Source organism: Streptomyces sp. NBC_01669, from assembly GCF_026339735.1.
Classification (GTDB): domain Bacteria; phylum Actinomycetota; class Actinomycetes; order Streptomycetales; family Streptomycetaceae; genus Streptomyces; species Streptomyces yanii.
In genome coordinates, this window is the sequence record NZ_JAPEQG010000001.1 from 5,178,432 (window position 1) to 5,200,036 (window position 21,605).

Consider the following 21,605-nt stretch of genomic DNA (forward strand, 5'->3'; position numbering starts at 1 on the left):
GGGGAGCATGCACATCCCTGTCCGTACCGACGTCCGCATCCACCGCTGGGCGGTCATCGCCTCGACGATCGCCGCACTGGCGGCCCTCGGCGCCGTCCCGGCCCACGCGGCGTCCACAGAAGCCGCCACCACTGCCGCCACCCCGGCCGGTATCTGCGGATCCGGCTACACCCAGATCGACTCGCACGCCTTCCGCAACTCCACCACCGAACTCGGCCGCGTCTATCTGCTCTACAACGCGAGCACCAAGTCCAACTGCGTGGTCACTCTCCATTCCTCCTCCACCAGCGGTTACGCGCTGCCGACCGGCGCCTGGCTCGATGTGGACGGCGACGGCAAGAATCAGGCGAAGGACCAGGGCACGTACTCCTCGTACGCCGGGCCGGTACGCCTCGCCGCAGGCAGCCGCTGCGTGAAGTGGGGCGGAATGATCGAGGCGGGCGTCGGTACGTACACGTACACGAGCCCGTGGGAGCACTGCGGCTGATGCCGGACGGCGCTGCTCCGTCCCGCGTAGGGGCAGCGCCGCCGCCGGTACCGCCGCCGCCCCGGGGATAATCGACCTCGTGAGCGAGAAAAGCGAAGCCTCCGACGGCACCGAGCCCAGCACCGCGAGCACCGGCACCGGCACCGCCCCCGGCCCGCAGCCCGAGCCCATCCGCTTCTTCGGTACGACCTGGGTCGAGCACGACGGCCGGTACGCGCTCCGCCGCGTCGGCGTCGCCCTCGGCTCCCTCGCCGCGGCCGTCGCCTCCTGCTTCGTGCTCCGCTTCGCCTACCAGGGCCTGGAGATCGCCGACGTCGGCAGCTTCGTCGGAATCCTGATCGTCCTGATGTTCGGCATCTGCAGCGCCATCGCCTTCCGCAAGACCTGGGAAGGGTTCAGCCGCCGCCCCGCCGAGCCGGCCGGCGAGGACAACCTGCGCAGTCTGAAGACGATCGGTTTCATCGGCTCGCTGCTCGCGTACTTCTTCCGCTCGTTCCTGGAGGCGCCGGGCGAGAAGCTGCGGCGCACGGAGTACGAGGCCGCCGTCGCCCAGTACGCCAAGCGCCGCTCGGCCCGAACCGGAAACCCGGCAGGCCGCAAGACGCCCAAGGGCAGGAAACCTCGCCGCAAGTAACCCCACCCGGGCCAGGATGACCTCCATGCCCCACGGAGACCCCACCACGCCTCGCTCCCGCGCCCTCTCCTTCGACCGCGCCGCCGCCCAGTACGCCGCGGCCCGCCCCGGCTACCCGCCAGCCCTCTTCGCCGCGGTCGAAGAGCTCACCGGCCACCCCCTGCGCGGTGCCCGCACCCTCGACGTCGGCGCGGGCACCGGCATCTCCACCCGGCTCCTGTCCGAGCGCGGGGCCCACGTCACTGCCGTCGAACCGGGCCCCGGGATGGCGGCGGAACTGCACCGCACACTCCCGCACGTACCGATCGTGCGCGGCGACGGCAACCGCCTTCCCTTCGCCACCGCCTCGGCCGACCTGATCACGTACGCCCAGTCCTGGCACTGGACCGATCAGAGCCGATCCACCTCCGAGGCCCTTCGTGTCCTGCGCCCGGGCGGCGCGCTCGCGCTCTGGTGGAACGTCTCCGATCACGCCGTCCCCTGGATCGCCGGGCAGGACGCCCGACTCCGCCGCTTCCTCGGCGCGGACGACAGCGCCCACGGTTCGCCCGTCCGCTCCCGCGACCTGCCGGCCGAACTCGGCTTCGTGCACCGCCTGGTGCCCTGGACCCGCCAGGTCTCCGTCGACACCCACCTCGCCAACCTCGGCAGCCACTCCGCCTTCCTCGTCCTCGGCGAGGAACCCACGCGCCGGTTCCTCGCCGAGGAACGCGACTGCCTGGCGGAGCTCTTTCCGGACGGCGCGGTCGAGGAGAGTTACGTGGTCGACCTCGGCGTGGCAAGGCGCTGACCCTCAGGCCGACCCTCACGCCGACCCAGCCCCACCCACCTCCACAACTCCCCACCGCTCTCGTGCCTCCCGCACCGCGGCCCGCGCCTCCAGGGCCGCTGCCGATGCGCGGTCGGCGTGGTGCAGCCCGCTCCACGCCCCGCACCGAGGGCGCCTCCGCGCCTTCGAAGGCTGCGCCGCCCCGATCCCTTGACGAGCGACCGTGCCGAGGATCAAAATTCATCGCATGATGAATAATTCGGGTGCCGCCATCGAGGCCCGCGGCCTCACGGTCGTACGAGGCGGCCGCACCGTCCTGCGCGGTCTCGACTTCACCGTCGAACCCGGCAGGATCACCGGCCTTCTGGGCCCCTCCGGCTGCGGCAAATCCACCCTGATGCGAGCTGTCGTGGGCACCCAGGCCAAGGTCACGGGCACCCTCGACGTCCTCGGCAACCCCGCGGGCCACCCCACCCTTCGCCCACGTATCGGGTACGTCACCCAGGCGCCGTCGGTCTACACCGACCTCAGCGTCCGGCAGAACCTCGACTACTTCGCGGCGATCCTTCAGCCGGGCCGCAGACACCGGGACGCCCGCCGCGCCGCCGTCGCCCGCGCCCTCACCGATGTCGACCTGACCAGCCACGCGGACGCGCTCGCCGGCACTCTCTCCGGCGGCCAGCTGACCCGTGTCTCCCTCGGCGCAGCCCTGCTCGGCACGCCCGAACTCCTCGTCCTCGACGAACCGACCGTCGGCCTCGACCCGGTGCTCCGCCGCGACCTGTGGAGCCTCTTCCATACCCTCGCCGCCGACCACGGCACCACGCTCCTCGTCTCCTCCCACGTCATGGACGAGGCCGAGCGCTGCCACCGCCTGCTCCTCATGCGCGAGGGCGCGATCCTTGCCGACGGCACCCCCGAGGCACTGCGCACCCACGCCCGGACCGCCACCGTCGAAGAAGCCTTCCTCCACCTGGTCGACGAGGCCGCCACTTCTCAGGAGAACGCCCGATGAGCACGGCCAACACGCCACAGCAGGCCACCGCCACCCCGCAGGCCCCCACCGGCGGCCGCGACCGGCCCGGACCCCAGGCCCTCAGCCCCGCCCGCACCCTCGCCACCGCCGCCCGCGTCCTGCGCCAGCTGACCCATGACCCGCGCACCGTCGCGTTGCTGCTCCTCATCCCGGTCGTGTTGATCACGCTGCTCCGGTACGTCTTCGACGGCAGCCCACAGACCTTCGACGCCATCGGCGCCTCGCTCCTCGGTATCTTCCCGCTGATCACGATGTTCCTGGTGACCTCGATCGCCACCCTCCGCGAACGCACCTCGGGCACCCTGGAACGCCTCCTCGCCATGCCGCTCGGCAAGGGTGACCTGATCGCCGGCTACGCCCTCGCGTTCGGCGCCGTCGCGATCCTCCAGTCCCTCCTGGCCACCGCGCTCTCGGTCTGGGTGCTCGGTCTCGACGTGGTCGGCTCCCCTTGGCTGCTGCTCCTCGTCGCCCTGCTCGACGCCCTGCTCGGCACGGCCCTCGGCCTCTTCGTCTCGGCCTTCGCCGCGTCCGAGTTCCAGGCCGTCCAGTTCATGCCGGCCGTGATCTTCCCGCAACTCCTGCTCTGCGGACTGTTCATCGCGCGCGACCGGATGGCACCCGCTCTCGAAGCGGTCTCGAACGTCCTGCCCATGTCGTACGCGGTCGACGGCATGAACGAAGTTCTCCACCACACCGAGGTCACCGGCAACTTCGTCCGCGACGTCCTGATCGTCTCGGGCTGCGCCCTTCTCGTCCTCGCCCTCGGCGCAGCCACCCTCCGCCGCCGCACCACCTGACGTGCCGGTGCGAGGATGGCGGCGACGACGCACCACCAGAACCGCGTACCACCGCACCGTCCGGAGGGTGAACCGCATGACCCAGACAGTCGCAGTCCTCGGCACCGGCAAGATCGGCGAGGCACTGCTCAGCGGCATGATCCGGGCGGGCTGGCGCCCGGCCGACCTGCTGGTCACCGCCCGCCGATCCGAGCGTGCCGAGGAACTCCGTACCCGTTACGGCGTCGAGTCCGTCACCAACGCCGAAGCCGCCAAGCGCGCCGACGTCCTCATCCTCGCGGTCAAGCCCCAGGACATGGGCCGGCTCCTCGACGAACTCACCTCCCATCTCACGGCCGACCGGCTGGTCATCAGCGCCGCCGCCGGTATCACAACCGCCTTCATCGAGGATCGCCTCGCCGCGAGGACTCCGGTCGTACGGGTCATGCCGAACACCCCTGTCCTCGTCGACGAGGGCATGTCCGTCATCTCGGCGGGCAGCCACGCCACCACCGAACATCTCGCCACCGCCGAGGCGATCTTCGGCGGGGTGGGCAAGACCCTCCGCGTCCCCGAGTCCCAGCAGGACGCCGCGACCGCACTGTCCGGCTCGGGACCCGCGTACTTCTACTTTCTCGTCGAGGCGATGACCGACGCGGGCATCCTGCTCGGTCTGCCCCGCGCCCAGGCCCACGACCTGATCGTGCAGGCCGCCATCGGCGCGGCGGTGATGCTCCGGGACAGCGGCGAACACCCGGTCAAGCTCCGCGAAGCCGTCACCAGCCCGGCCGGCACCACCATCAGTGCCATCCGGGAGCTGGAGAACCACGGCGTACGCGCCGCCCTGATCGCCGCCCTCGAAGCAGCCCGCGACCGCAGCCGCGAGCTGGCCTCGGGCAACGGCTGACCCTCACTTCCCGGCGGCAGCCACCAGCTCCGCACTGGTCACGACCTTCGCGAACCCACCGCTGTGCAGCGACACAGCGGTGGCCCGCGCCAGCTCGTCCGCGCTCAGCACCCACCCCCACGGCCCGACCCCGTCGAACGTGTACGTGGCATCGAACGCGAAGAACACCTCGTACCCGAGATTCCCGCCCATCCGCGCCGTCGTCTCCGCGCACATATTCGTCTGGATCCCGGCCACCACGATCTGCCGCACCCCGCCCTCACTGAGCCACGTCCCGAGATCGGGCGTGCCGTAGAAGGCGGAATTCACGGTCTTCGTCAGGAACAGCTCGGGCCCGCTGCCCTTCCCACGCCGCTCCTCCACATACCCCTTGAACGCGTTCCCCGAGTAGCCGGGCCGCAGCGGCGAATCCGGCTTCGTCGAGTCATGCCGCACGAACACGACGGGCCGTCCGCTCGTCTGCCAGGCGTCGATGAGCTCCGCAATGTTCCGATCCGCCTCAGGATTGTTCCGCGGCCCCCAGTGAGCCTCCTCCTCAAAGCCTTCCTGCACGTCCACCACGACCAGCGCTGCGTTCTCTGCGATCTCCATACGAACGATGCTGCCGCCCCGGACCGGTATCACCCAGAGGTCAAAAAGCCATCGATCGATGCTTTACTGCCAGCATGCCGCCCCGCCCCTCCTTCACCCCCACGCGCATCGCGCTGGTCGCGTTCCCCGGCATCCGCGCCTTCGACGTCTCGGTCATCACCGAGGTCTGGGGCGTGGACCGCACCGACCGCGGCGTCCCGCTCTTCGACCTGCGCCGCACCGCCGCCGACCCGGCCCCCATCCCGCTGCGCGGCGGCCTCTCCCTCAGCCCGGACCGCACCCTCGCCTGGCTGGCCGGCGCCGAGCTGATCGTCGTCCCCGGCCTCGACGACCACCTGACCCCCGCTCCCGAGCCGGTTCTCGACGCCCTCCGCCGCGCCCACACCCGAGGTACCCCGATAGCCGCACTCTGCGGCGGCGCCTTCACTCTCGCCCAGGCAGGACTCCTCAACGGCCGCCAAGCCGTCACCCACTGGAACCTCACCGACCTCCTCCGCACCCACCACCCTCAGGTGACGGTCGTCCCGGACGCCCTCTTCCTCCAGGACGACAACGTCTGGACGTCAGCCGGCACCGCGGCAGGTATCGACCTCTGCCTCCATCTCGTCCGGACGGCCCATGGCGCCGAAGCCGCAGCGGCGATCGCCCGTTCGATGGTCACGGCCCCGTTCCGCACCGGCACCCAGGCCCAGTTCATCGAGCACCCCACCCCGCACACGGACCGGGACGCCGACACCCTTGCCGCGGTACGGGCCTTCGCTCTGACCCACCTGGCCGAACCCCACACGGTGGCCGACCTTGCCGCCCGCGCCGGCATGTCCCCCCGCTCCTTCGCCCGCCACTTCCAGGCGACCACGGGCACCACGCCGCTGCGCTGGCTGATCACTCAACGCATCGCCGCAGCCCAGAAGCTCCTGGAGCGGACCGACCTCCCGCTCCCCGAGGTGGCCCGCCGTACGGGTTTCGGCAGCGAGATCACCATGCGCCAGCACTTCGCGACCCACCTGGCCACCAGCCCCCGGGACTACCGCCTGGCCTTCCACCACATCCCGGGTCAGCCGGAGGTTGACACGGGCCGCCTGCATCCGTAATGTTCTCCGAGTTGTCCGACGTGAGCGCCGACTCCGGTCGGTCCCCGGACAGCCATTCCGCAGGAACCGCATCGAGCAAGCGACATCTGTCGCCCAGCTTTCTGTGCACATTTGCGAAATGAGGAATCCGCGTTCGAAGGAGCGCGACCCCGATTAGCGTCGGGGCCCAGGATTCCGCTAAAGTCTCACTCGTCGGAACGGCCCAACGGCCGGGAAGACAAACCCCACTGACTGGGAATCAGGCCCGAAAGGATCTGATAGAGTCGGACTCGCCGGAAAGGGAAACGCGAAAGCGAAGAACTGGAAAGCGGAACCCGCTTCGACCGGGAATCGGACACGAAAGAGTCTGATAGAGTCGGAAACGCAAGACCGAAGGGAAAGCCCGGAGGAAAGCCCGAGAGGGTGAGTACAAAGGAAGCGTCCGTTCCTTGAGAACTCAACAGCGTGCCAAAAGTCAACGCCAGATATGTTGATACCCCGGCCTGCTTCGGCAGGTTCGAGGTTCCTTTGAAAGTCCTGCCGGGCCTCACGGTTCCGGTAGGCAATTACACAGCGAGGACGCTGTGAACGATCGGTCCTATTCCGACCGGTCGTTCCGCTCTCGTGTGTGTCATCCCGATCACGGGAGAACATTCACGGAGAGTTTGATCCTGGCTCAGGACGAACGCTGGCGGCGTGCTTAACACATGCAAGTCGAACGATGAAGCCCTTCGGGGTGGATTAGTGGCGAACGGGTGAGTAACACGTGGGCAATCTGCCCTTCACTCTGGGACAAGCCCTGGAAACGGGGTCTAATACCGGATAACACTCTGTCCCGCATGGGACGAGGTTAAAAGCTCCGGCGGTGAAGGATGAGCCCGCGGCCTATCAGCTTGTTGGTGGGGTGATGGCCTACCAAGGCGACGACGGGTAGCCGGCCTGAGAGGGCGACCGGCCACACTGGGACTGAGACACGGCCCAGACTCCTACGGGAGGCAGCAGTGGGGAATATTGCACAATGGGCGAAAGCCTGATGCAGCGACGCCGCGTGAGGGATGACGGCCTTCGGGTTGTAAACCTCTTTCAGCAGGGAAGAAGCGAAAGTGACGGTACCTGCAGAAGAAGCGCCGGCTAACTACGTGCCAGCAGCCGCGGTAATACGTAGGGCGCAAGCGTTGTCCGGAATTATTGGGCGTAAAGAGCTCGTAGGCGGCTTGTTGCGTCGGTTGTGAAAGCCCGGGGCTTAACCCCGGGTCTGCAGTCGATACGGGCAGGCTAGAGTGTGGTAGGGGAGATCGGAATTCCTGGTGTAGCGGTGAAATGCGCAGATATCAGGAGGAACACCGGTGGCGAAGGCGGATCTCTGGGCCATTACTGACGCTGAGGAGCGAAAGCGTGGGGAGCGAACAGGATTAGATACCCTGGTAGTCCACGCCGTAAACGTTGGGAACTAGGTGTTGGCGACATTCCACGTCGTCGGTGCCGCAGCTAACGCATTAAGTTCCCCGCCTGGGGAGTACGGCCGCAAGGCTAAAACTCAAAGGAATTGACGGGGGCCCGCACAAGCAGCGGAGCATGTGGCTTAATTCGACGCAACGCGAAGAACCTTACCAAGGCTTGACATATACCGGAAAGCATCAGAGATGGTGCCCCCCTTGTGGTCGGTATACAGGTGGTGCATGGCTGTCGTCAGCTCGTGTCGTGAGATGTTGGGTTAAGTCCCGCAACGAGCGCAACCCTTGTTCTGTGTTGCCAGCATGCCCTTCGGGGTGATGGGGACTCACAGGAGACTGCCGGGGTCAACTCGGAGGAAGGTGGGGACGACGTCAAGTCATCATGCCCCTTATGTCTTGGGCTGCACACGTGCTACAATGGCCGGTACAATGAGCTGCGATGCCGCGAGGCGGAGCGAATCTCAAAAAGCCGGTCTCAGTTCGGATTGGGGTCTGCAACTCGACCCCATGAAGTCGGAGTTGCTAGTAATCGCAGATCAGCATTGCTGCGGTGAATACGTTCCCGGGCCTTGTACACACCGCCCGTCACGTCACGAAAGTCGGTAACACCCGAAGCCGGTGGCCCAACCCCTTGTGGGAGGGAGCTGTCGAAGGTGGGACTGGCGATTGGGACGAAGTCGTAACAAGGTAGCCGTACCGGAAGGTGCGGCTGGATCACCTCCTTTCTAAGGAGCACTTCTTACCAAGCCTGCTTGGTCAGAGGCCACTACGTCGGCAAATGTTCGACGGTGGTAGCTCATGGGTGGAACGTTGACTATTCGGCACGACAGGTTGTTTTTCACTAGTACTGCTTCGGCGTGGAACGTGGGAAGGGATCGGTTGTGTCGGGCACGTTGTTGGGTATCTGAGGGTACGGCCGTGTGGTCGCCTTCAGTTGCCGGCCCCAGTGAACTCGCCCTTTTCGGGTGGGGTGATGGGTGGCTGGTCGTTGTTTGAGAACTGCACAGTGGACGCGAGCATCTGTGGCCAAGTTTTTAAGGGCGCACGGTGGATGCCTTGGCACCAGGAACCGATGAAGGACGTGGGAGGCCACGATAGGCCCCGGGGAGCTGTCAACCGAGCTTTGATCCGGGGGTGTCCGAATGGGGAAACCCGGCAGTCGTCATGGGCTGTCACCCGCTGCTGAACACATAGGCAGTGTGGAGGGAACGAGGGGAAGTGAAACATCTCAGTACCCTCAGGAAGAGAAAACAACCGTGATTCCGGGAGTAGTGGCGAGCGAAACTGGATGAGGCCAAACCGTATGCGTGTGATACCCGGCAGGGGTTGCGCATGCGGGGTTGTGGGATCTCTTTTTCACGGTCTGCCGGCTGTGAGACGAGTCAGAAACCGTTGATGTAGGCGAAGGACATGCGAAAGGTCCGGCGTAGAGGGTAAGACCCCCGTAGCTGAAACATTGACGGCTCGTTTAAGAGACACCCAAGTAGCACGGGGCCCGAGAAATCCCGTGTGAATCTGGCGGGACCACCCGCTAAGCCTAAATATTCCCTGGTGACCGATAGCGGATAGTACCGTGAGGGAATGGTGAAAAGTACCGCGGGAGCGGAGTGAAATAGTACCTGAAACCGTGTGCCTACAAGCCGTGGGAGCGTCGCTGTTGTTCTTCGGAGCAACAGTCGTGACTGCGTGCCTTTTGAAGAATGAGCCTGCGAGTTTGCGGTGTGTTGCGAGGTTAACCCGTGTGGGGAAGCCGTAGCGAAAGCGAGTCCGAATAGGGCGATTCAGTAGCACGCTCAAGACCCGAAGCGGAGTGATCTAGCCATGGGCAGGTTGAAGCGGAGGTAAGACTTCGTGGAGGACCGAACCCACCAGGGTTGAAAACCTGGGGGATGACCTGTGGTTAGGGGTGAAAGGCCAATCAAACTCCGTGATAGCTGGTTCTCCCCGAAATGCATTTAGGTGCAGCGTCGTGTGTTTCTTGCCGGAGGTAGAGCACTGGATAGGCGATGGGCCCTACCGGGTTACTGACCTTAGCCAAACTCCGAATGCCGGTAAGTGAGAGCACGGCAGTGAGACTGTGGGGGATAAGCTCCATGGTCGAGAGGGAAACAGCCCAGAGCATCGACTAAGGCCCCTAAGCGTACGCTAAGTGGGAAAGGATGTGGAGTCGCAGAGACAACCAGGAGGTTGGCTTAGAAGCAGCCACCCTTGAAAGAGTGCGTAATAGCTCACTGGTCAAGTGATTCCGCGCCGACAATGTAGCGGGGCTCAAGCGTACCGCCGAAGTCGTGTCATTCCAGCATATAGGGCCAACGCCTGCTGGGATGGGTAGGGGAGCGTCGTGTGCCGGGTGAAGCAGCCGCGGAAGCGAGTTGTGGACGGTTCACGAGTGAGAATGCAGGCATGAGTAGCGATACACACGTGAGAAACGTGTGCGCCGATTGACTAAGGGTTCCTGGGTCAAGCTGATCTGCCCAGGGTAAGTCGGGACCTAAGGCGAGGCCGACAGGCGTAGTCGATGGACAACCGGTTGATATTCCGGTACCCGCTTTGAAACGCCCAATACTGAATCAGGCGATGCTAAGTCCGTGAAGCCGGCCCGATCTCTTCGGAGTTGAGGGTAGTGGTGGAGCCGACGAACCAGACTTGTACTAGGTAAGCGATGGGGTGACGCAGGAAGGTAGTCCAGCCCGGGCGGTGGTAGTCCCGGGGTAAGGGTGTAGGGCGTGTGATAGGCAAATCCGTCACACATTGAGCCTGAGACCTGATGCCGAGCCGATTGTGGTGAAGTGGATGATCCTATGCTGTCGAGAAAAGCCTCTAGCGAGTTTCATGGCGGCCCGTACCCTAAACCGACTCAGGTGGTCAGGTAGAGAATACCGAGGCGTTCGGGTGAACTATGGTTAAGGAACTCGGCAAAATGCCCCCGTAACTTCGGGAGAAGGGGGCCATCACTGGTGATCCGATTTACTCGGTGAGCTGGGGGTGGCCGCAGAGACCAGCGAGAAGCGACTGTTTACTAAAAACACAGGTCCGTGCGAAGCCGTAAGGCGATGTATACGGACTGACGCCTGCCCGGTGCTGGAACGTTAAGGGGACCGGTTAGCTGACTTTCGGGTCGGCGAAGCTGAGAACTTAAGCGCCAGTAAACGGCGGTGGTAACTATAACCATCCTAAGGTAGCGAAATTCCTTGTCGGGTAAGTTCCGACCTGCACGAATGGCGTAACGACTTCTCGACTGTCTCAACCATAGGCCCGGTGAAATTGCACTACGAGTAAAGATGCTCGTTTCGCGCAGCAGGACGGAAAGACCCCGGGACCTTTACTACAGTTTGATATTGGTGTTCGGTTCGGCTTGTGTAGGATAGGTGGGAGACTTTGAAGCAGCCACGCCAGTGGTTGTGGAGTCGCCGTTGAAATACCACTCTGGTCGTGCTGGATGTCTAACCTGGGTCCGTGATCCGGATCAGGGACAGTGTCTGATGGGTAGTTTAACTGGGGCGGTTGCCTCCTAAAGAGTAACGGAGGCGCCCAAAGGTTCCCTCAGCCTGGTTGGCAATCAGGTGTTGAGTGTAAGTGCACAAGGGAGCTTGACTGTGAGACCGACGGGTCGAGCAGGGACGAAAGTCGGGACTAGTGATCCGGCAGTGGCTTGTGGAAGCGCTGTCGCTCAACGGATAAAAGGTACCCCGGGGATAACAGGCTGATCTTCCCCAAGAGTCCATATCGACGGGATGGTTTGGCACCTCGATGTCGGCTCGTCGCATCCTGGGGCTGGAGTCGGTCCCAAGGGTTGGGCTGTTCGCCCATTAAAGCGGTACGCGAGCTGGGTTTAGAACGTCGTGAGACAGTTCGGTCCCTATCCGCTGCGCGCGTAGGAATATTGAGAAGGGCTGTCCCTAGTACGAGAGGACCGGGACGGACGAACCTCTGGTGTGCCAGTTGTCCTGCCAAGGGCATGGCTGGTTGGCTACGTTCGGAAAGGATAACCGCTGAAAGCATCTAAGCGGGAAGCCTGCTTCGAGATGAGTATTCCCACCCCCTTTGAGGGGTTAAGGCTCCCAGTAGACGACTGGGTTGATAGGCCAGATGTGGAAGCCCGGCAACGGGTGGAGCTGACTGGTACTAATAGGCCGAGGGCTTGTCCTCAGTTGCTCGCGTCCACTGTGTTAGTTCTGAAATAACGAACGGCCGTGTTGTTGCCCGGTGTTGGTTAATTTCATAGTGTTTCGGTGGTCATTGCGTTAGGGAAACGCCCGGTTACATTCCGAACCCGGAAGCTAAGCCTTTCAGCGCCGATGGTACTGCAGGGGGGACCCTGTGGGAGAGTAGGACGCCGCCGAACAATTATTCCGGGAAAGCCCCGTGCCCTTGTGGCACGGGGCTTTTCTGCGTTCTGAGCGTCTAGGCTCGAACCATGCGCTACGAACTGGTCATCTTCGACAACGATGGTGTGCTCGTCGACAGTGAGCCGATCTCCAACACCGTCCTCTCCGGCTACCTGACCGAGCTCGGTCACCCCACCTCGTACGAGGAATCGCTCCGTGACTACATGGGGTCCGCCGTGCACCGGGTGCACGACCTCGTCGAGGAAAGGACGGGGGAGAAGCTGCCCGCGGACTTCGACGAGACGCTCCACTCCCGGATCTTCGCCGCGTTCCAGGAGGAGCTGGAACCGGTCGAAGGAGTCGACGACGTGCTGGGAAAGCTCGTCGCCGACGGCGTGCCGTACTGCGTCGCCTCCTCCGGGAGCCACGAACGGATCCGGGTCGGGCACCGCAAGACCGGGCTCGACCAGTGGTTCGAGGAGGAGTGGATCTTCAGCGCGGAGGACGTCGGGCACGGGAAGCCGGCACCCGATCTGTTCCTCCTGGCCGCTGAGCGGATGGGCGTTCCGCCCGAGAGGTGTGTCGTCATCGAGGACAGCCCGCTCGGGGTGGAGGCGGCGCGGGCCGCGGGGATGGATGTGTACGGGTTCACGTCGATGATGCCCGCCGACCAGCTCGCCGGGGTGACCGGGCACTTCTCCGACATGGCCCAACTGCGGGAACTGCTCGCCTGATCCATCTACCCATGGGTAGGCCAGGGCCCTACGCTGCGGCCATGACGGATGCGCGGTTGCGGCACGGTAGGGCCTCCTTGGCGTTGAGCTTCTTCGTGCAAGGGGTCACCTTTGCCCTGCTCGTGACACGTATTCCTGCCATTCAGGACCGGTACGGGATATCCGACGGGCTGCTGCCCGTGTTCCTTGCCGCCGTACCGATCCTGGCCGGTGTGGGCAGCGTGGTCACCGAGAAGGTGGTCGCGCGGGTACGGCCCCGGGTCGTACTGAGGTGGGCGCAGCCCGTCGTGCTGCTGGCGCTGCTCGGTGTCGGGGCCGGCAGCGAGCTGTGGCAGGCGGCCGTCGCGCTCGGGGTGTTCGGACTGTCCGTCGGGGCGCTCGACGCCTCCATGAACATGATGGGAGTCAGCCTTCAGCGGGCGTACGGGCGCAGCATCATGCTGGGGTTCCATGCCGCGTACAGCCTGGGCGGGATCGCCGGGGCGTCGATGGCGTGGGCCGGGGCGCACTGGGATCTCACGCTGTTGGCGTCCTACCTTCCCGCGGTCGTCCTGCTGCTGCCTGCCGCGTTCATCGGAAGCCGGTGGTACGTCGAGGGGAAGGCTGAGGGCGAGGGGCAGGAGGCAGAGCGTCAGGGCGGCTCGGTCTCGTTCAAGCTGCTGATGCCGCTCTGTCTGGTGATGAGCTTCGCGTACATCGGGGACTCGACGGTCTCCAACTGGAGTGCGAAGTATCTGCAGGACGTGCTGGGGAGTTCCGAGCAGCTGTCGACCGTTCCGTACAACGTCTACATGGTGACGACGCTGCTCGGGCGGGCCGTGGGGGACTTCGGGGTGCGGCGGTTCGGGGCTGTGGCTGTCGTGCGGTTCGGGAGCGTGCTGGCTGCGGCGGGTTTCGCGGTGGTGGCGGTGGCTTCCGGGGCGTGGATCGGGATGCTCGGGTTCACCATGCTGGGACTCGGGCTCTGTGTGATCGTGCCGCAGACGTTCGCGGCCGCCGGGCGGATGTTCCCGGGGGCCAGCGATACGGCGATCGCCCGGCTGAATGTCTTCAACTATGTGGGGTTCCTGGTGGGGTCGCCTCTGGTGGGTGCGCTCGGGGACGCGTGGAGCTACCGGGGCGCGATGCTGGTCCCGATGGTGCTGGTGCTCGCGACGCTCGTGTACGCGAAGTCGTTCGGTTCGGAGCCTGCCCGATACGGTGGCGGGCATGAGCGGCCGCGCACAGTTGATGTGGGATGACGCAGTAACGGGATATGACTTCGGGGACGGTCATCCGATGGACCCCGTCAGGCTGGCCCTGACGATGGGTCTGGTGCGGGCGTTCGGTCTCGACAGCGCGGTGGATGTGGTGGCCGCCAAGCCGGCCGGGGAATCCACGCTGCGACTCGTGCACCGTGAGGACTACGTGGCGGCCGTGCGCGCGGCCTCCGCGAATCCCAGGGCGGCTGATCAGAACTACGGGCTCGGGACGATGGACGATCCGGCGTTCGTGGGGATGCACGAGGTGTCGGCGCTGATCGCCGGGCAGTCGGTGGCCGCCGCCGAGGCGGTGTGGCGCGGGGACACCACGCATGCGGTGAACTTCGCGGGCGGGCTGCACCATGCGATGCCGGGCGCTGCGGCGGGGTTCTGCATCTACAACGACCCGGCGCTCGCCATTGCCCGGCTGCTGGAACTGGGTGCGGAGCGGGTCGCGTACATCGATGTGGACGTCCACCACGGTGACGGGGTGCAGGCCGCGTTCTGGGAGGACCCGCGGGTTCTGACCGTGTCACTGCACGAACATCCACGGACGCTGTTCCCGCAGACCGGCTGGCCGGAGGAGACCGGTTCCGGTGCGGGGGAGGGGGCCGCGGTGAATGTGGCACTGCCCGCCGGTACGGGGGACGCGGGGTGGCTTCGGGCGTTCCACGCGGTGGTGCCGGAGCTGATCGCGGACTTCAGGCCGCAGGTGCTGGTGACCCAGCACGGGGCCGATACGCACTTCGAGGATCCGCTCGCGCATCTGGCGGTGTCGCTGGACGCGCAGCGGGCGGTCATGGAGTCGTGCCATGAGCTCGCCCACGCGCATGCGGAGGGCGGGCGATGGGTGGCGCTCGGCGGGGGCGGGTATGCGGTCGTCGATGTGGTGCCGAGGTCCTGGACGCATCTGGTGGGGATCGCCGCGCATGCTCCGGTGGACCCCGAGGCGGTGATTCCTGCCTCGTGGCGGGACGAGGTCTATGCCCGGACCCGGCAGCTGGGGCCGGCTCGGATGACCGACGGGCGTACGCCTTCGTGGCAGTCGTGGGAGGCGGGGTACGACCCGGCGGACCGGCTGGACCAGGCGGTGCGGGCGACCAGGCGGGCGGCGTTCCCGTTGCGGGGGCTGCTGGCCTGAGGCGGGTGGGAGCGGTCCGGTTCGGCCGTTTCTGCACAGCGGTGGGGACGAGTTACGCCAACTGTGGGGACCAACCTCTCTTTTGGCCCTCCGTCCGGGTGATTGAGGCAGCATCGGCAGGGTGTTGAGCACCGGAGCGTTGCGCGCGCATCTGCTGGCGGCCCGGCTGGCCGGGCCCGTGGCCACCTCGCGGGAGGTGAGTCTGCGGAGCTATCGGCTGTTCGCGGCCAGGGATCCGCGGGTGATGCTCGGGCTCGACCCCGCATGGGGGTGGAAGGAGCCCGATGTGCTTCGGCTGATGGCCCGCAAGTGCGGGGTTTCGAACGATCCCGCTCACGTTGCGGGTCCTGATGTGATCGATCCGGAGCGGACGTTGGCCGGTCTGGATGCGTTTGCCCAGCGGTTGTCGAGCGCGGCGGTCCGAAGGGCGCCGGTGCTGTTCGGGACCGGCCATCCGCACCGGCTGCTCGGGTTCTACGTCGCGCTGGCAGACGCCATGTCGGCGGCGGGGTGCGCCGTACTCACCCCCGCGCAGGGGAGATGTATCGACATAACGACCCGGTTCGGCGTACGCACGTACAAGCTCGACTACGTACGAGGAGTCGCCATGGTGCGCGAACCGGGCGTGTGGCCCCACGGTAGTGAGCCGGGCGCACATACCCACTCGCCACTGCCGGTCCGGGTCGCGCTGGAGGCGGCGGTGATGGTTCACGGGCGGCTTCCGGAGTTGGTCGTCGGGGACCACGGCTGGGTCTGCGGCGCAGGTCAGTTGGGCATTGAGGCAATCGGCCTGGCGGATACGGACGATCCCGCACTGTTCGTCGGGGAGGCCGAGGGGCGGGTGTCGGTCGCCGTTCCGCTCGACGACGCCGTGCGGTCCGCTTACTACCGGCCGCTTACTCGCTATGTGCTCAATCGGGCGTGTCTGTCACAGTAGGCGGCCGATGGTCCCTCCTCTTCCCCACTCGCACCACCCGCCCCTAATCTGGGGAGTGAGCGCACAACGACGAAGAGTCACCGGAGGGGAAGCCGGTGCGCGTCTCGTGCGGAAGGTACAGGTGGGTCATGGCTGGTGCTGGCAGCGAGAGGCCTCTCAACGAGGTCAAGTTTCTGACCGTGGCGGAAGTCGCCTCGGTCATGCGCGTGTCGAAGATGACCGTGTACCGCTTGGTGCACAGTGGTCATCTGCCGGCGATCCGGGTGGGCAGGTCCTTCCGGGTCCCGGAGCAAGCGGTTCACGAGTATCTCCGCGAGTCCTTTGTGGGGGTGGAGTCCGCCTGACGGTCGCCTCGGATTACGTCCCTCACCCGGTGGCGGGTAGGCTAGGCCGACGTAGGTCGTGTGGGCCCAGACGCCCCGCACCAGTGAAGAGAAGTGAGCGAGGGTAGTCGTGGGCTCTGTTATCAAGAAGCGGCGCAAGCGGATGGCCAAGAAGAAGCACCGCAAGCTGCTCAAGCGCACGCGCGTTCAGCGTCGCAACAAGAAGTAAGCGAACGCAGTTCGTGAATCCGCAGCCCTCCCGCCGATACGGCGGGAGGGCTGCGGTGCGTTTGCGGGAGGGGCCTCTGCGGGCGTGTGTGGGCCGTGTGACGCACATTTGGGCCAAAGACTCGGCAGAAGGCCGCCGCGCAGTCATCACAGGGCAACATCCACCCGCTACGGTGACGGCCAGGGGAAACCTCTTCGACGGAAGGCGCTGATCTTGGGGAAGGTCGTGCTCGTCACGGGAGCGGCCCGGCAACTGGGAGGCCGATTCGTGCGGCGCATCCAGCGTGATCCGGACGTGGACCGGGTGATCGCCGTCGACGCGGTCGCGCCCGCACACCAGTTGGGTGACGCCGACTTCGTACGTGTGGACATCCGCCAGCCCGCGATCGCCAGAGTCCTTGCCGCGCACGCCGTCGACACGGTCGTGCATCTGGACGTCAGCGGCAAGGCGCTCGGCGCGGGCGGCCGGACCACCGTCAAGGAGACCAACGTCATCGGCACCATGCAATTGCTCGGTGTCTGCCAGAAGTCGCCGACGGTCCGGCGGCTGGTGGTCAAGTCCAGTACGAGTGTGTATGGCTCCGCGCCGCGCGATCCGGCGGTCTTCACCGAGACCACCCCGCCCAAGTCCCTGCCGAGTGGGGGCTTCGCGAAGGACGCGGTGGAGGTCGAGGGATATGTACGGGGCTTCGCTCGCCGCAGGCCTGACGTGGCGGTGTGCGTGCTGCGGTTCGCGAACATCCTCGGGCCGGACGCGGACTCGCCGCTCGCCGACTACCTGGCACTGCCCGTGCTGCCGACGGTGTTCGGGTACGACCCACGGCTCCAGTTCGTGCATGAGGACGATGTCATCGATGTACTGAGGATCGCCTCGTACGAGCCGCGGCGGGGGACGCTGAACAGTGGCACGTTCAATATCGCCGGCGACGGGGTGCTGCTGCTCTCGCAGTGCGCGCGACGGCTCGGGCGGCCGACGATGCCGGTGCTGCTGCCCGCCGTCACCTGGGTGGGGCAGGCGCTGCGTACGGTCGGCATGACGGACTTCTCGCCGGAGCAGATCCGGCTGCTCACGCATGGCAGGGTGGTCTCCACCGTCCAGATGCGCGAGACGCTGGGCTTCCACCCGGGATTCACCACCTCGGAGACGTTCGCCGCGTTCGCGCGCAGCCTGGGCCCCGGACTGCTGCCGCCCGCGACGGTGGGCAGGGCCGTCGACCGGCTGGCGGCGATGCCGTTCGCCGGCGGGACCGGCGAGGATCCGGTGATCACCGGGGCAGGCGACACACAACCGACCCCCGGCGTCAGGTAGAGGAGCGCACCGACGATGGCGGATGCCAAGGTCATTCCGTTCGATGACGACCGTTCACGGTCGGGTGGCGCGCAGCGTTCCGCCCGCCGGCGGGCGGCGGCGGGGCCCGCGGTGGGCACCGCAGCCCTCAGTGCCCTGCCGGGGCAGCAGGACGCCGTGCAGGCGCAGGAAGTGGTGCAGGGGGGCGGGGAACCCGTGGAGGGTGCGCAGGCTCAGGAAGGGGCTCGGCGCGGCAGCTGGGACCGGCGGATCGCGAGTGGGCTCGCGTTTCTGCGGCGGCGGGTCACCGGTGAGTACGAGGTCGACGAGTTCGGGTACGACAAGGAGCTCACCGATCAGGTTCTGATGTCGGTGCTGAGACCGATGTACGAGAAGTACTTCCGGGTCGAGGTGAAGGGCATCGAGAACATCCCGTCGGACGGCGGGGCACTGATCGTGGCCAACCACTCGGGGACGTTGCCGCTGGACGGGCTGATGCTTCAGGTCGCCGTGCACGACACCCACCCGGCCGACCGGCATCTGCGGCTGCTCGCCGCGGACCTGGTGTTCGTGATGCCGGTGGTGAACGAACTGGCCAGGAAGGCCGGGCACACGCTGGCCTGCGCGGAGGACGCGGAGCGGCTGCTGAGGCAGGGTGAGGTCGTCGGGGTGATGCCGGAGGGCTTCAAGGGCATCGGCAAGCCGTTCGGCGATCGGTACAAGCTGCAGAGGTTCGGGCGGGGCGGCTTCGTGTCGACGGCGCTGCGGGCCGGGGTGCCGATCGTGCCGTGCTCGATCGTGGGGGCGGAGGAGATCTACCCGATGATCGGCAACGCGAAGACGCTGGCGCGGGTGCTGGGGATTCCGTACTTCCCGATCACGCCCACGTTTCCCTGGCTGGGACCGTTGGGTGCGGTTCCGCTGCCGACCAAGTGGACGATTCAGTTCGGTGAGCCGATTTCTACGGACGGGTATCCGGTGGAGGCGGCGGAGGATCCGATGCTGATGTTCAACTTGACGGATCAGGTGCGGGAGCAGATTCAGCACACGCTGTACAAGTTGTTGGTTCAGCGGCGGTCGGTGTTCTTCTGACGGTGCGTGTGCCCGGGGGCCGGTTTGTCCTCAATCGCCGGACAGGCTTGATGTGCCGGCGATTGAGGACGGTTGGGGCCACGGGTGTCCCCTAGTCGTCTGCGATCTCGTTGTTGATTCCCAGGCCTGGGAGCAGCCCGGGGAGCAGCGGGGGCAGTGTGACGTCCGGAGTGGGTGTGGTGGATCCCCTGCCCGTTGTGGACGGGGTGGCGCCCGGTGACGGGGGGTCCAGGAGGCCGTCCGCGCCACCCGCGATCAGGCCGTCGGCCGGGGCGGAGGCCGAACCGGACGGGTCCGGGGTGCCGGTGTCGCCCCGCCGGCCCTGTGAGGCTTCGGGGGGCGAGGGCGCCGGGCTGTCCATGAGGGACGGGTCGTCGGATTGCTGCGACGCGCCGGACTGTTGCGAGTCGGTGCTCCGGTCCGGGGTGAGGGGCAGCAGGGACTGCAGCGGTGCGACCTCTTGGTCTATGGCCTCGAAGACCGAGCTGACCTCGTCCCCGACGTCCGTCAGCTGGACCGGCAGCCGGTCGCGCAGGCTGCTCCAGCTTCCGCGGTGATTGCGGGAGAAGGAGTCCAGGGTCTGGATCGGGCCGAGAGTTCCGTCGCGCTGGTACGCGGCGTGGAGCAGGCGGTGGCCCTCGGTGGCGTCGTGCGTCATGCCGTTCAGCGTGCGCCTGATCTCGCCCAGTGATTCGTGGTCCAGATCGCCCGCGCGGTCGCGTTCCATGAGCCTGCGGGCCTCGCTCAGCCGCGTCGATGCCTGGTCGAGGTAGACCTCGCCGCGGTCGATATCGCCGTTGGCCATACCGAGGTGGATGTCCTCCATGCCGCGCTTCAGCCCGTACAGCGAATCACCCGGAAGGGCGTCGGAACTGGCAGCGGCTACTCCGCCGAAGGCTCCCGCGGCCACGCCGACGGTGAGCCCGCCGGCGGCGAGACCCTTCGTCCAGCGGGAGCGGGGGCGCAATTTTCGGAGCGGGGAGGCCCGGTGGGCCCCCCCGCTCCGTTGTTCGGGCACCGAAGGGCCCGTGGACGCGCCACTCTCGGCAAACATGGCCTCCATGGCGGCCACGAGCTGCGCTCGCTGCACCATTTTGACCTCGGGATCCAACTCCGGTCTCGGCAGTTCACCGAGGCCGTTCGCCAGGGCCAACAGCGTTCCGTGGTCGGCCGGTTCGGCCGGTTCCTCGGGCTGTACGGCCGCCGCACCCTGGAGCTCCTGCTCCTCCAGGGCCTGGGCGAAGGCGTTCGCCCGCCGGTGTGTCGAAACGTTTGCGATCACTGGCGGCACCTCCTCTCGTCATGACGGTCGACTCCCCTGGGGGTCCGGAAGGTTGCACACCTTGAGCGCTTCCACACGAAAGAGTGAGTGTCGGCGGACATGGAGTGACGACAGGGGGCCTGCAACCGGCACAACGAGTGGCGCGGCACTTGGGTTACGCACGAAAGATGATCGGACCAGTGCGTGATCGGGGAGTCACCGAGGGTGTTCTCAGCGGGCATCGTCCGGCAGCAGCCGGGCAAGGGTGCGGACGGCGCGGTACTGCAAGGTCTTGATCGCGCCCTCGTTCTTGCCCATCACGCGGGCCGTCTCGGCGACCGAGAGGCCCTGCAGGAAGCGCAGCGTCACGCATTCCTGCTGCTGGGGGTTGAGTCGGCGCACGGCTTGCAGCAGTGCGGCGTTGGAGAGGGACTCCAGGACGGAGTCCTCGGGGCTGCGCTCGACCTCGTTGGCGTCGAGCATTTCGCCGGTGGTCACTTCCAGCCGGAACCGACTGGACTTGAAGTGGTCGGCGACCAGGTTGCGGGCGATCGTGACCAGCCAGGCGCCGAAGTCGCGGCCCTGCCAGGTGAAGGTGGAGATGCGGCGCAGGGCGCGCAGGAAGGTCTCACTGGTGAGGTCCTCCGCCGTCGCCTTGCCGCCCACCCGGTAGTAGATGTACCGGTAGACGGTGTCGCTGTACTGGTCGTAGAGGCGGCCGAAGGCGTCAGCCTCACCGGCCTGTGCGCGCTCGACGAGATCCATCATGCGCGCGCTGTCGCTGTCGGCGGTCGGCCGACGAACGGTGGACGTAGTTGTTGCGCCGCGGTTGCTGCGTCTTCCGACCGCCGCACCGCGTTCGGCCAGGGCGTAGCAAGGGCCGACAGGTGCAGGGGTGGCAAAGGCGGGTACGGCGTACGCGGTGGGGACGAAGCCGCGCAAGCGGTCGGCGACCGTTGCGCGCAGCGTAGCCAGGCCCGAGGCGTCAACCCCGACGTGTGGGTACACGGGACTCCCAGAGGCAGAGCTTCCATCACGTGCAGTGCGAAACCGTCACTCGTCGTAGTGAGCGGGGGTTCCGGAATGCGTCTGAGGAGAATAACGCTTCGTACAGGCAGCGCTACACCCAGTTGCTCAAATCATCGATTCCGTCGCTTCTGTAGCGACTATGCGACGCATCAAGTAGCACATCGTGACCGGTTATTGATCGGATTACTTCGTGATCTGGCTGCGGCCGCGACGGGTTGTGGTCGGGTGCGCGCAATCCGACTGGCGGGAGCGGTCGGTGGGTAAGGGGTCCCGATTGGC

18 protein-coding genes and 3 rRNA genes are annotated in these 21,605 nt (G+C 66.2%); 18 read left to right on the top strand and 3 right to left on the bottom strand.

What is annotated here, in order from left to right; translation table 11 throughout:
• Positions 1-7 precede the first annotated feature (7 nt).
• From OG972_RS23245 to proC, 6 genes are all read left to right on the top strand, one after another.
• Positions 8-487 (top strand): acetyltransferase, encoded by a 480-nt coding sequence (locus OG972_RS23245; RefSeq protein ID WP_266984424.1) that lies wholly within the window; start codon positions 8-10, stop codon positions 485-487.
• 79 nt (positions 488-566) lie between these two features.
• A complete protein-coding gene (locus OG972_RS23250) occupies positions 567-1,121 on the top strand; it encodes a hypothetical protein (RefSeq protein ID WP_266984425.1) in 555 nt (184 codons plus the stop codon).
• Positions 1,122-1,146: 25 nt separating this feature from the next.
• Positions 1,147-1,911 (top strand): class I SAM-dependent methyltransferase, encoded by a 765-nt coding sequence (locus OG972_RS23255; RefSeq protein WP_266984427.1) that lies wholly within the window; start codon positions 1,147-1,149, stop codon positions 1,909-1,911.
• Positions 1,912-2,137: 226 nt separating this feature from the next.
• A complete protein-coding gene (locus tag OG972_RS23260) occupies positions 2,138-2,905 on the top strand; it encodes an ABC transporter ATP-binding protein (protein ID WP_266984429.1) in 768 nt (255 codons plus the stop codon).
• On the top strand, positions 2,902-3,723 hold the full coding sequence (locus OG972_RS23265; RefSeq protein WP_266984430.1) for an ABC transporter permease: 822 nt from the start codon (positions 2,902-2,904) through the stop codon (positions 3,721-3,723). Before OG972_RS23260 ends, OG972_RS23265 begins: the two co-directional genes overlap by 4 nt.
• A 76-nt stretch (positions 3,724-3,799) precedes the next feature.
• Positions 3,800-4,609: a pyrroline-5-carboxylate reductase gene (proC, locus tag OG972_RS23270; protein WP_266984431.1), complete on the top strand. Its 810-nt coding sequence runs from the start codon at positions 3,800-3,802 to the stop codon at positions 4,607-4,609.
• A 3-nt stretch (positions 4,610-4,612) separates the two neighbouring features.
• Here proC and OG972_RS23275 read toward each other — a convergent pair whose 3' ends face one another.
• Positions 4,613-5,200 carry a cysteine hydrolase family protein gene (locus tag OG972_RS23275; RefSeq protein ID WP_266984433.1) on the bottom strand — a complete coding sequence of 196 codons (588 nt, stop codon included), beginning with the start codon at positions 5,198-5,200 and terminating at the stop codon, positions 4,613-4,615.
• 74 nt (positions 5,201-5,274) lie between these two features.
• Between OG972_RS23275 and OG972_RS23280 the strand changes: the two genes are divergently transcribed.
• From OG972_RS23280 to OG972_RS23335, 12 genes are all read left to right on the top strand, one after another.
• A complete protein-coding gene (locus OG972_RS23280) occupies positions 5,275-6,291 on the top strand; it encodes a GlxA family transcriptional regulator (protein WP_266984435.1) in 1,017 nt (338 codons plus the stop codon).
• A gap of 632 nt (positions 6,292-6,923) precedes the next feature.
• Positions 6,924-8,449 (top strand): 16S ribosomal RNA (locus tag OG972_RS23285).
• A 299-nt stretch (positions 8,450-8,748) separates the two neighbouring features.
• Positions 8,749-11,873: ribosomal RNA gene (locus tag OG972_RS23290) — 23S ribosomal RNA — on the top strand.
• A 79-nt stretch (positions 11,874-11,952) separates the two neighbouring features.
• Positions 11,953-12,069 (top strand): 5S ribosomal RNA (gene rrf, locus OG972_RS23295).
• The 16S, 23S and 5S rRNA genes sit together here, the layout of an rRNA operon.
• 72 nt (positions 12,070-12,141) lie before the next feature.
• Positions 12,142-12,786, top strand: a complete 645-nt coding sequence (locus OG972_RS23300) for an HAD family phosphatase (protein WP_266984437.1) — start codon at positions 12,142-12,144, stop codon at positions 12,784-12,786.
• Positions 12,787-12,827: 41 nt separating this feature from the next.
• Entirely contained in the window at positions 12,828-14,027 is a 1,200-nt protein-coding gene (locus OG972_RS23305) for an MFS transporter (RefSeq protein ID WP_266984439.1), read from the top strand.
• Positions 13,996-15,168, top strand: coding sequence for an acetoin utilization protein AcuC (locus OG972_RS23310; RefSeq protein ID WP_266984441.1), 1,173 nt, complete (start codon positions 13,996-13,998; stop codon positions 15,166-15,168). Before OG972_RS23305 ends, OG972_RS23310 begins: the two co-directional genes overlap by 32 nt.
• A 121-nt stretch (positions 15,169-15,289) precedes the next feature.
• Positions 15,290-16,105, top strand: coding sequence for a phosphatase (locus tag OG972_RS23315; RefSeq protein WP_266984442.1), 816 nt, complete (start codon positions 15,290-15,292; stop codon positions 16,103-16,105).
• 128 nt (positions 16,106-16,233) lie between these two features.
• A complete protein-coding gene (locus OG972_RS23320) occupies positions 16,234-16,449 on the top strand; it encodes a helix-turn-helix domain-containing protein (protein ID WP_266984444.1) in 216 nt (71 codons plus the stop codon).
• Between the two features lie 109 nt (positions 16,450-16,558).
• Positions 16,559-16,657, top strand: coding sequence for an AURKAIP1/COX24 domain-containing protein (locus OG972_RS23325; RefSeq protein WP_003948845.1), 99 nt, complete (start codon positions 16,559-16,561; stop codon positions 16,655-16,657).
• 213 nt (positions 16,658-16,870) lie between these two features.
• A complete protein-coding gene (locus OG972_RS23330) occupies positions 16,871-17,965 on the top strand; it encodes an NAD-dependent epimerase/dehydratase family protein (protein WP_266984446.1) in 1,095 nt (364 codons plus the stop codon).
• Positions 17,966-17,980: 15 nt separating this feature from the next.
• The gene (locus tag OG972_RS23335; RefSeq protein ID WP_266984448.1) at positions 17,981-19,036 is read left to right on the top strand and encodes a lysophospholipid acyltransferase family protein; all 1,056 of its coding nucleotides are present in this window, start codon (positions 17,981-17,983) and stop codon (positions 19,034-19,036) included.
• Positions 19,037-19,127: 91 nt separating this feature from the next.
• On the opposite strand, the gene OG972_RS23340 is transcribed toward OG972_RS23335, so the two are convergent.
• Positions 19,128-20,318 (bottom strand): DUF5667 domain-containing protein, encoded by a 1,191-nt coding sequence (locus OG972_RS23340; RefSeq protein ID WP_266984450.1) that lies wholly within the window; start codon positions 20,316-20,318, stop codon positions 19,128-19,130.
• Positions 20,319-20,528: 210 nt separating this feature from the next.
• Positions 20,529-21,305: an ECF subfamily RNA polymerase sigma factor, BldN family gene (locus OG972_RS23345; RefSeq protein ID WP_030928170.1), complete on the bottom strand. Its 777-nt coding sequence runs from the start codon at positions 21,303-21,305 to the stop codon at positions 20,529-20,531.
• Positions 21,306-21,605: the final 300 nt, after the last annotated feature.

Coding starts and splice junctions, on each gene's coding strand:
- OG972_RS23245 (WP_266984424.1), top strand. CDS start 8: ATGCACATCCCTGTCCGTACCGACGTCCGCATCCACCGCTGGGCGGTC.
- OG972_RS23255 (WP_266984427.1), top strand. CDS start 1,147: ATGCCCCACGGAGACCCCACCACGCCTCGCTCCCGCGCCCTCTCCTTC.
- OG972_RS23260 (WP_266984429.1), top strand. CDS start 2,138: ATGATGAATAATTCGGGTGCCGCCATCGAGGCCCGCGGCCTCACGGTC.
- OG972_RS23265 (WP_266984430.1), top strand. CDS start 2,902: ATGAGCACGGCCAACACGCCACAGCAGGCCACCGCCACCCCGCAGGCC.
- proC (WP_266984431.1), top strand. CDS start 3,800: ATGACCCAGACAGTCGCAGTCCTCGGCACCGGCAAGATCGGCGAGGCA.
- OG972_RS23275 (WP_266984433.1), bottom strand. CDS start 5,200: ATGGAGATCGCAGAGAACGCAGCGCTGGTCGTGGTGGACGTGCAGGAA.
- OG972_RS23280 (WP_266984435.1), top strand. CDS start 5,275: ATGCCGCCCCGCCCCTCCTTCACCCCCACGCGCATCGCGCTGGTCGCG.
- OG972_RS23300 (WP_266984437.1), top strand. CDS start 12,142: ATGCGCTACGAACTGGTCATCTTCGACAACGATGGTGTGCTCGTCGAC.
- OG972_RS23305 (WP_266984439.1), top strand. CDS start 12,828: ATGACGGATGCGCGGTTGCGGCACGGTAGGGCCTCCTTGGCGTTGAGC.
- OG972_RS23310 (WP_266984441.1), top strand. CDS start 13,996: ATGAGCGGCCGCGCACAGTTGATGTGGGATGACGCAGTAACGGGATAT.
- OG972_RS23320 (WP_266984444.1), top strand. CDS start 16,234: ATGGCTGGTGCTGGCAGCGAGAGGCCTCTCAACGAGGTCAAGTTTCTG.
- OG972_RS23335 (WP_266984448.1), top strand. CDS start 17,981: ATGGCGGATGCCAAGGTCATTCCGTTCGATGACGACCGTTCACGGTCG.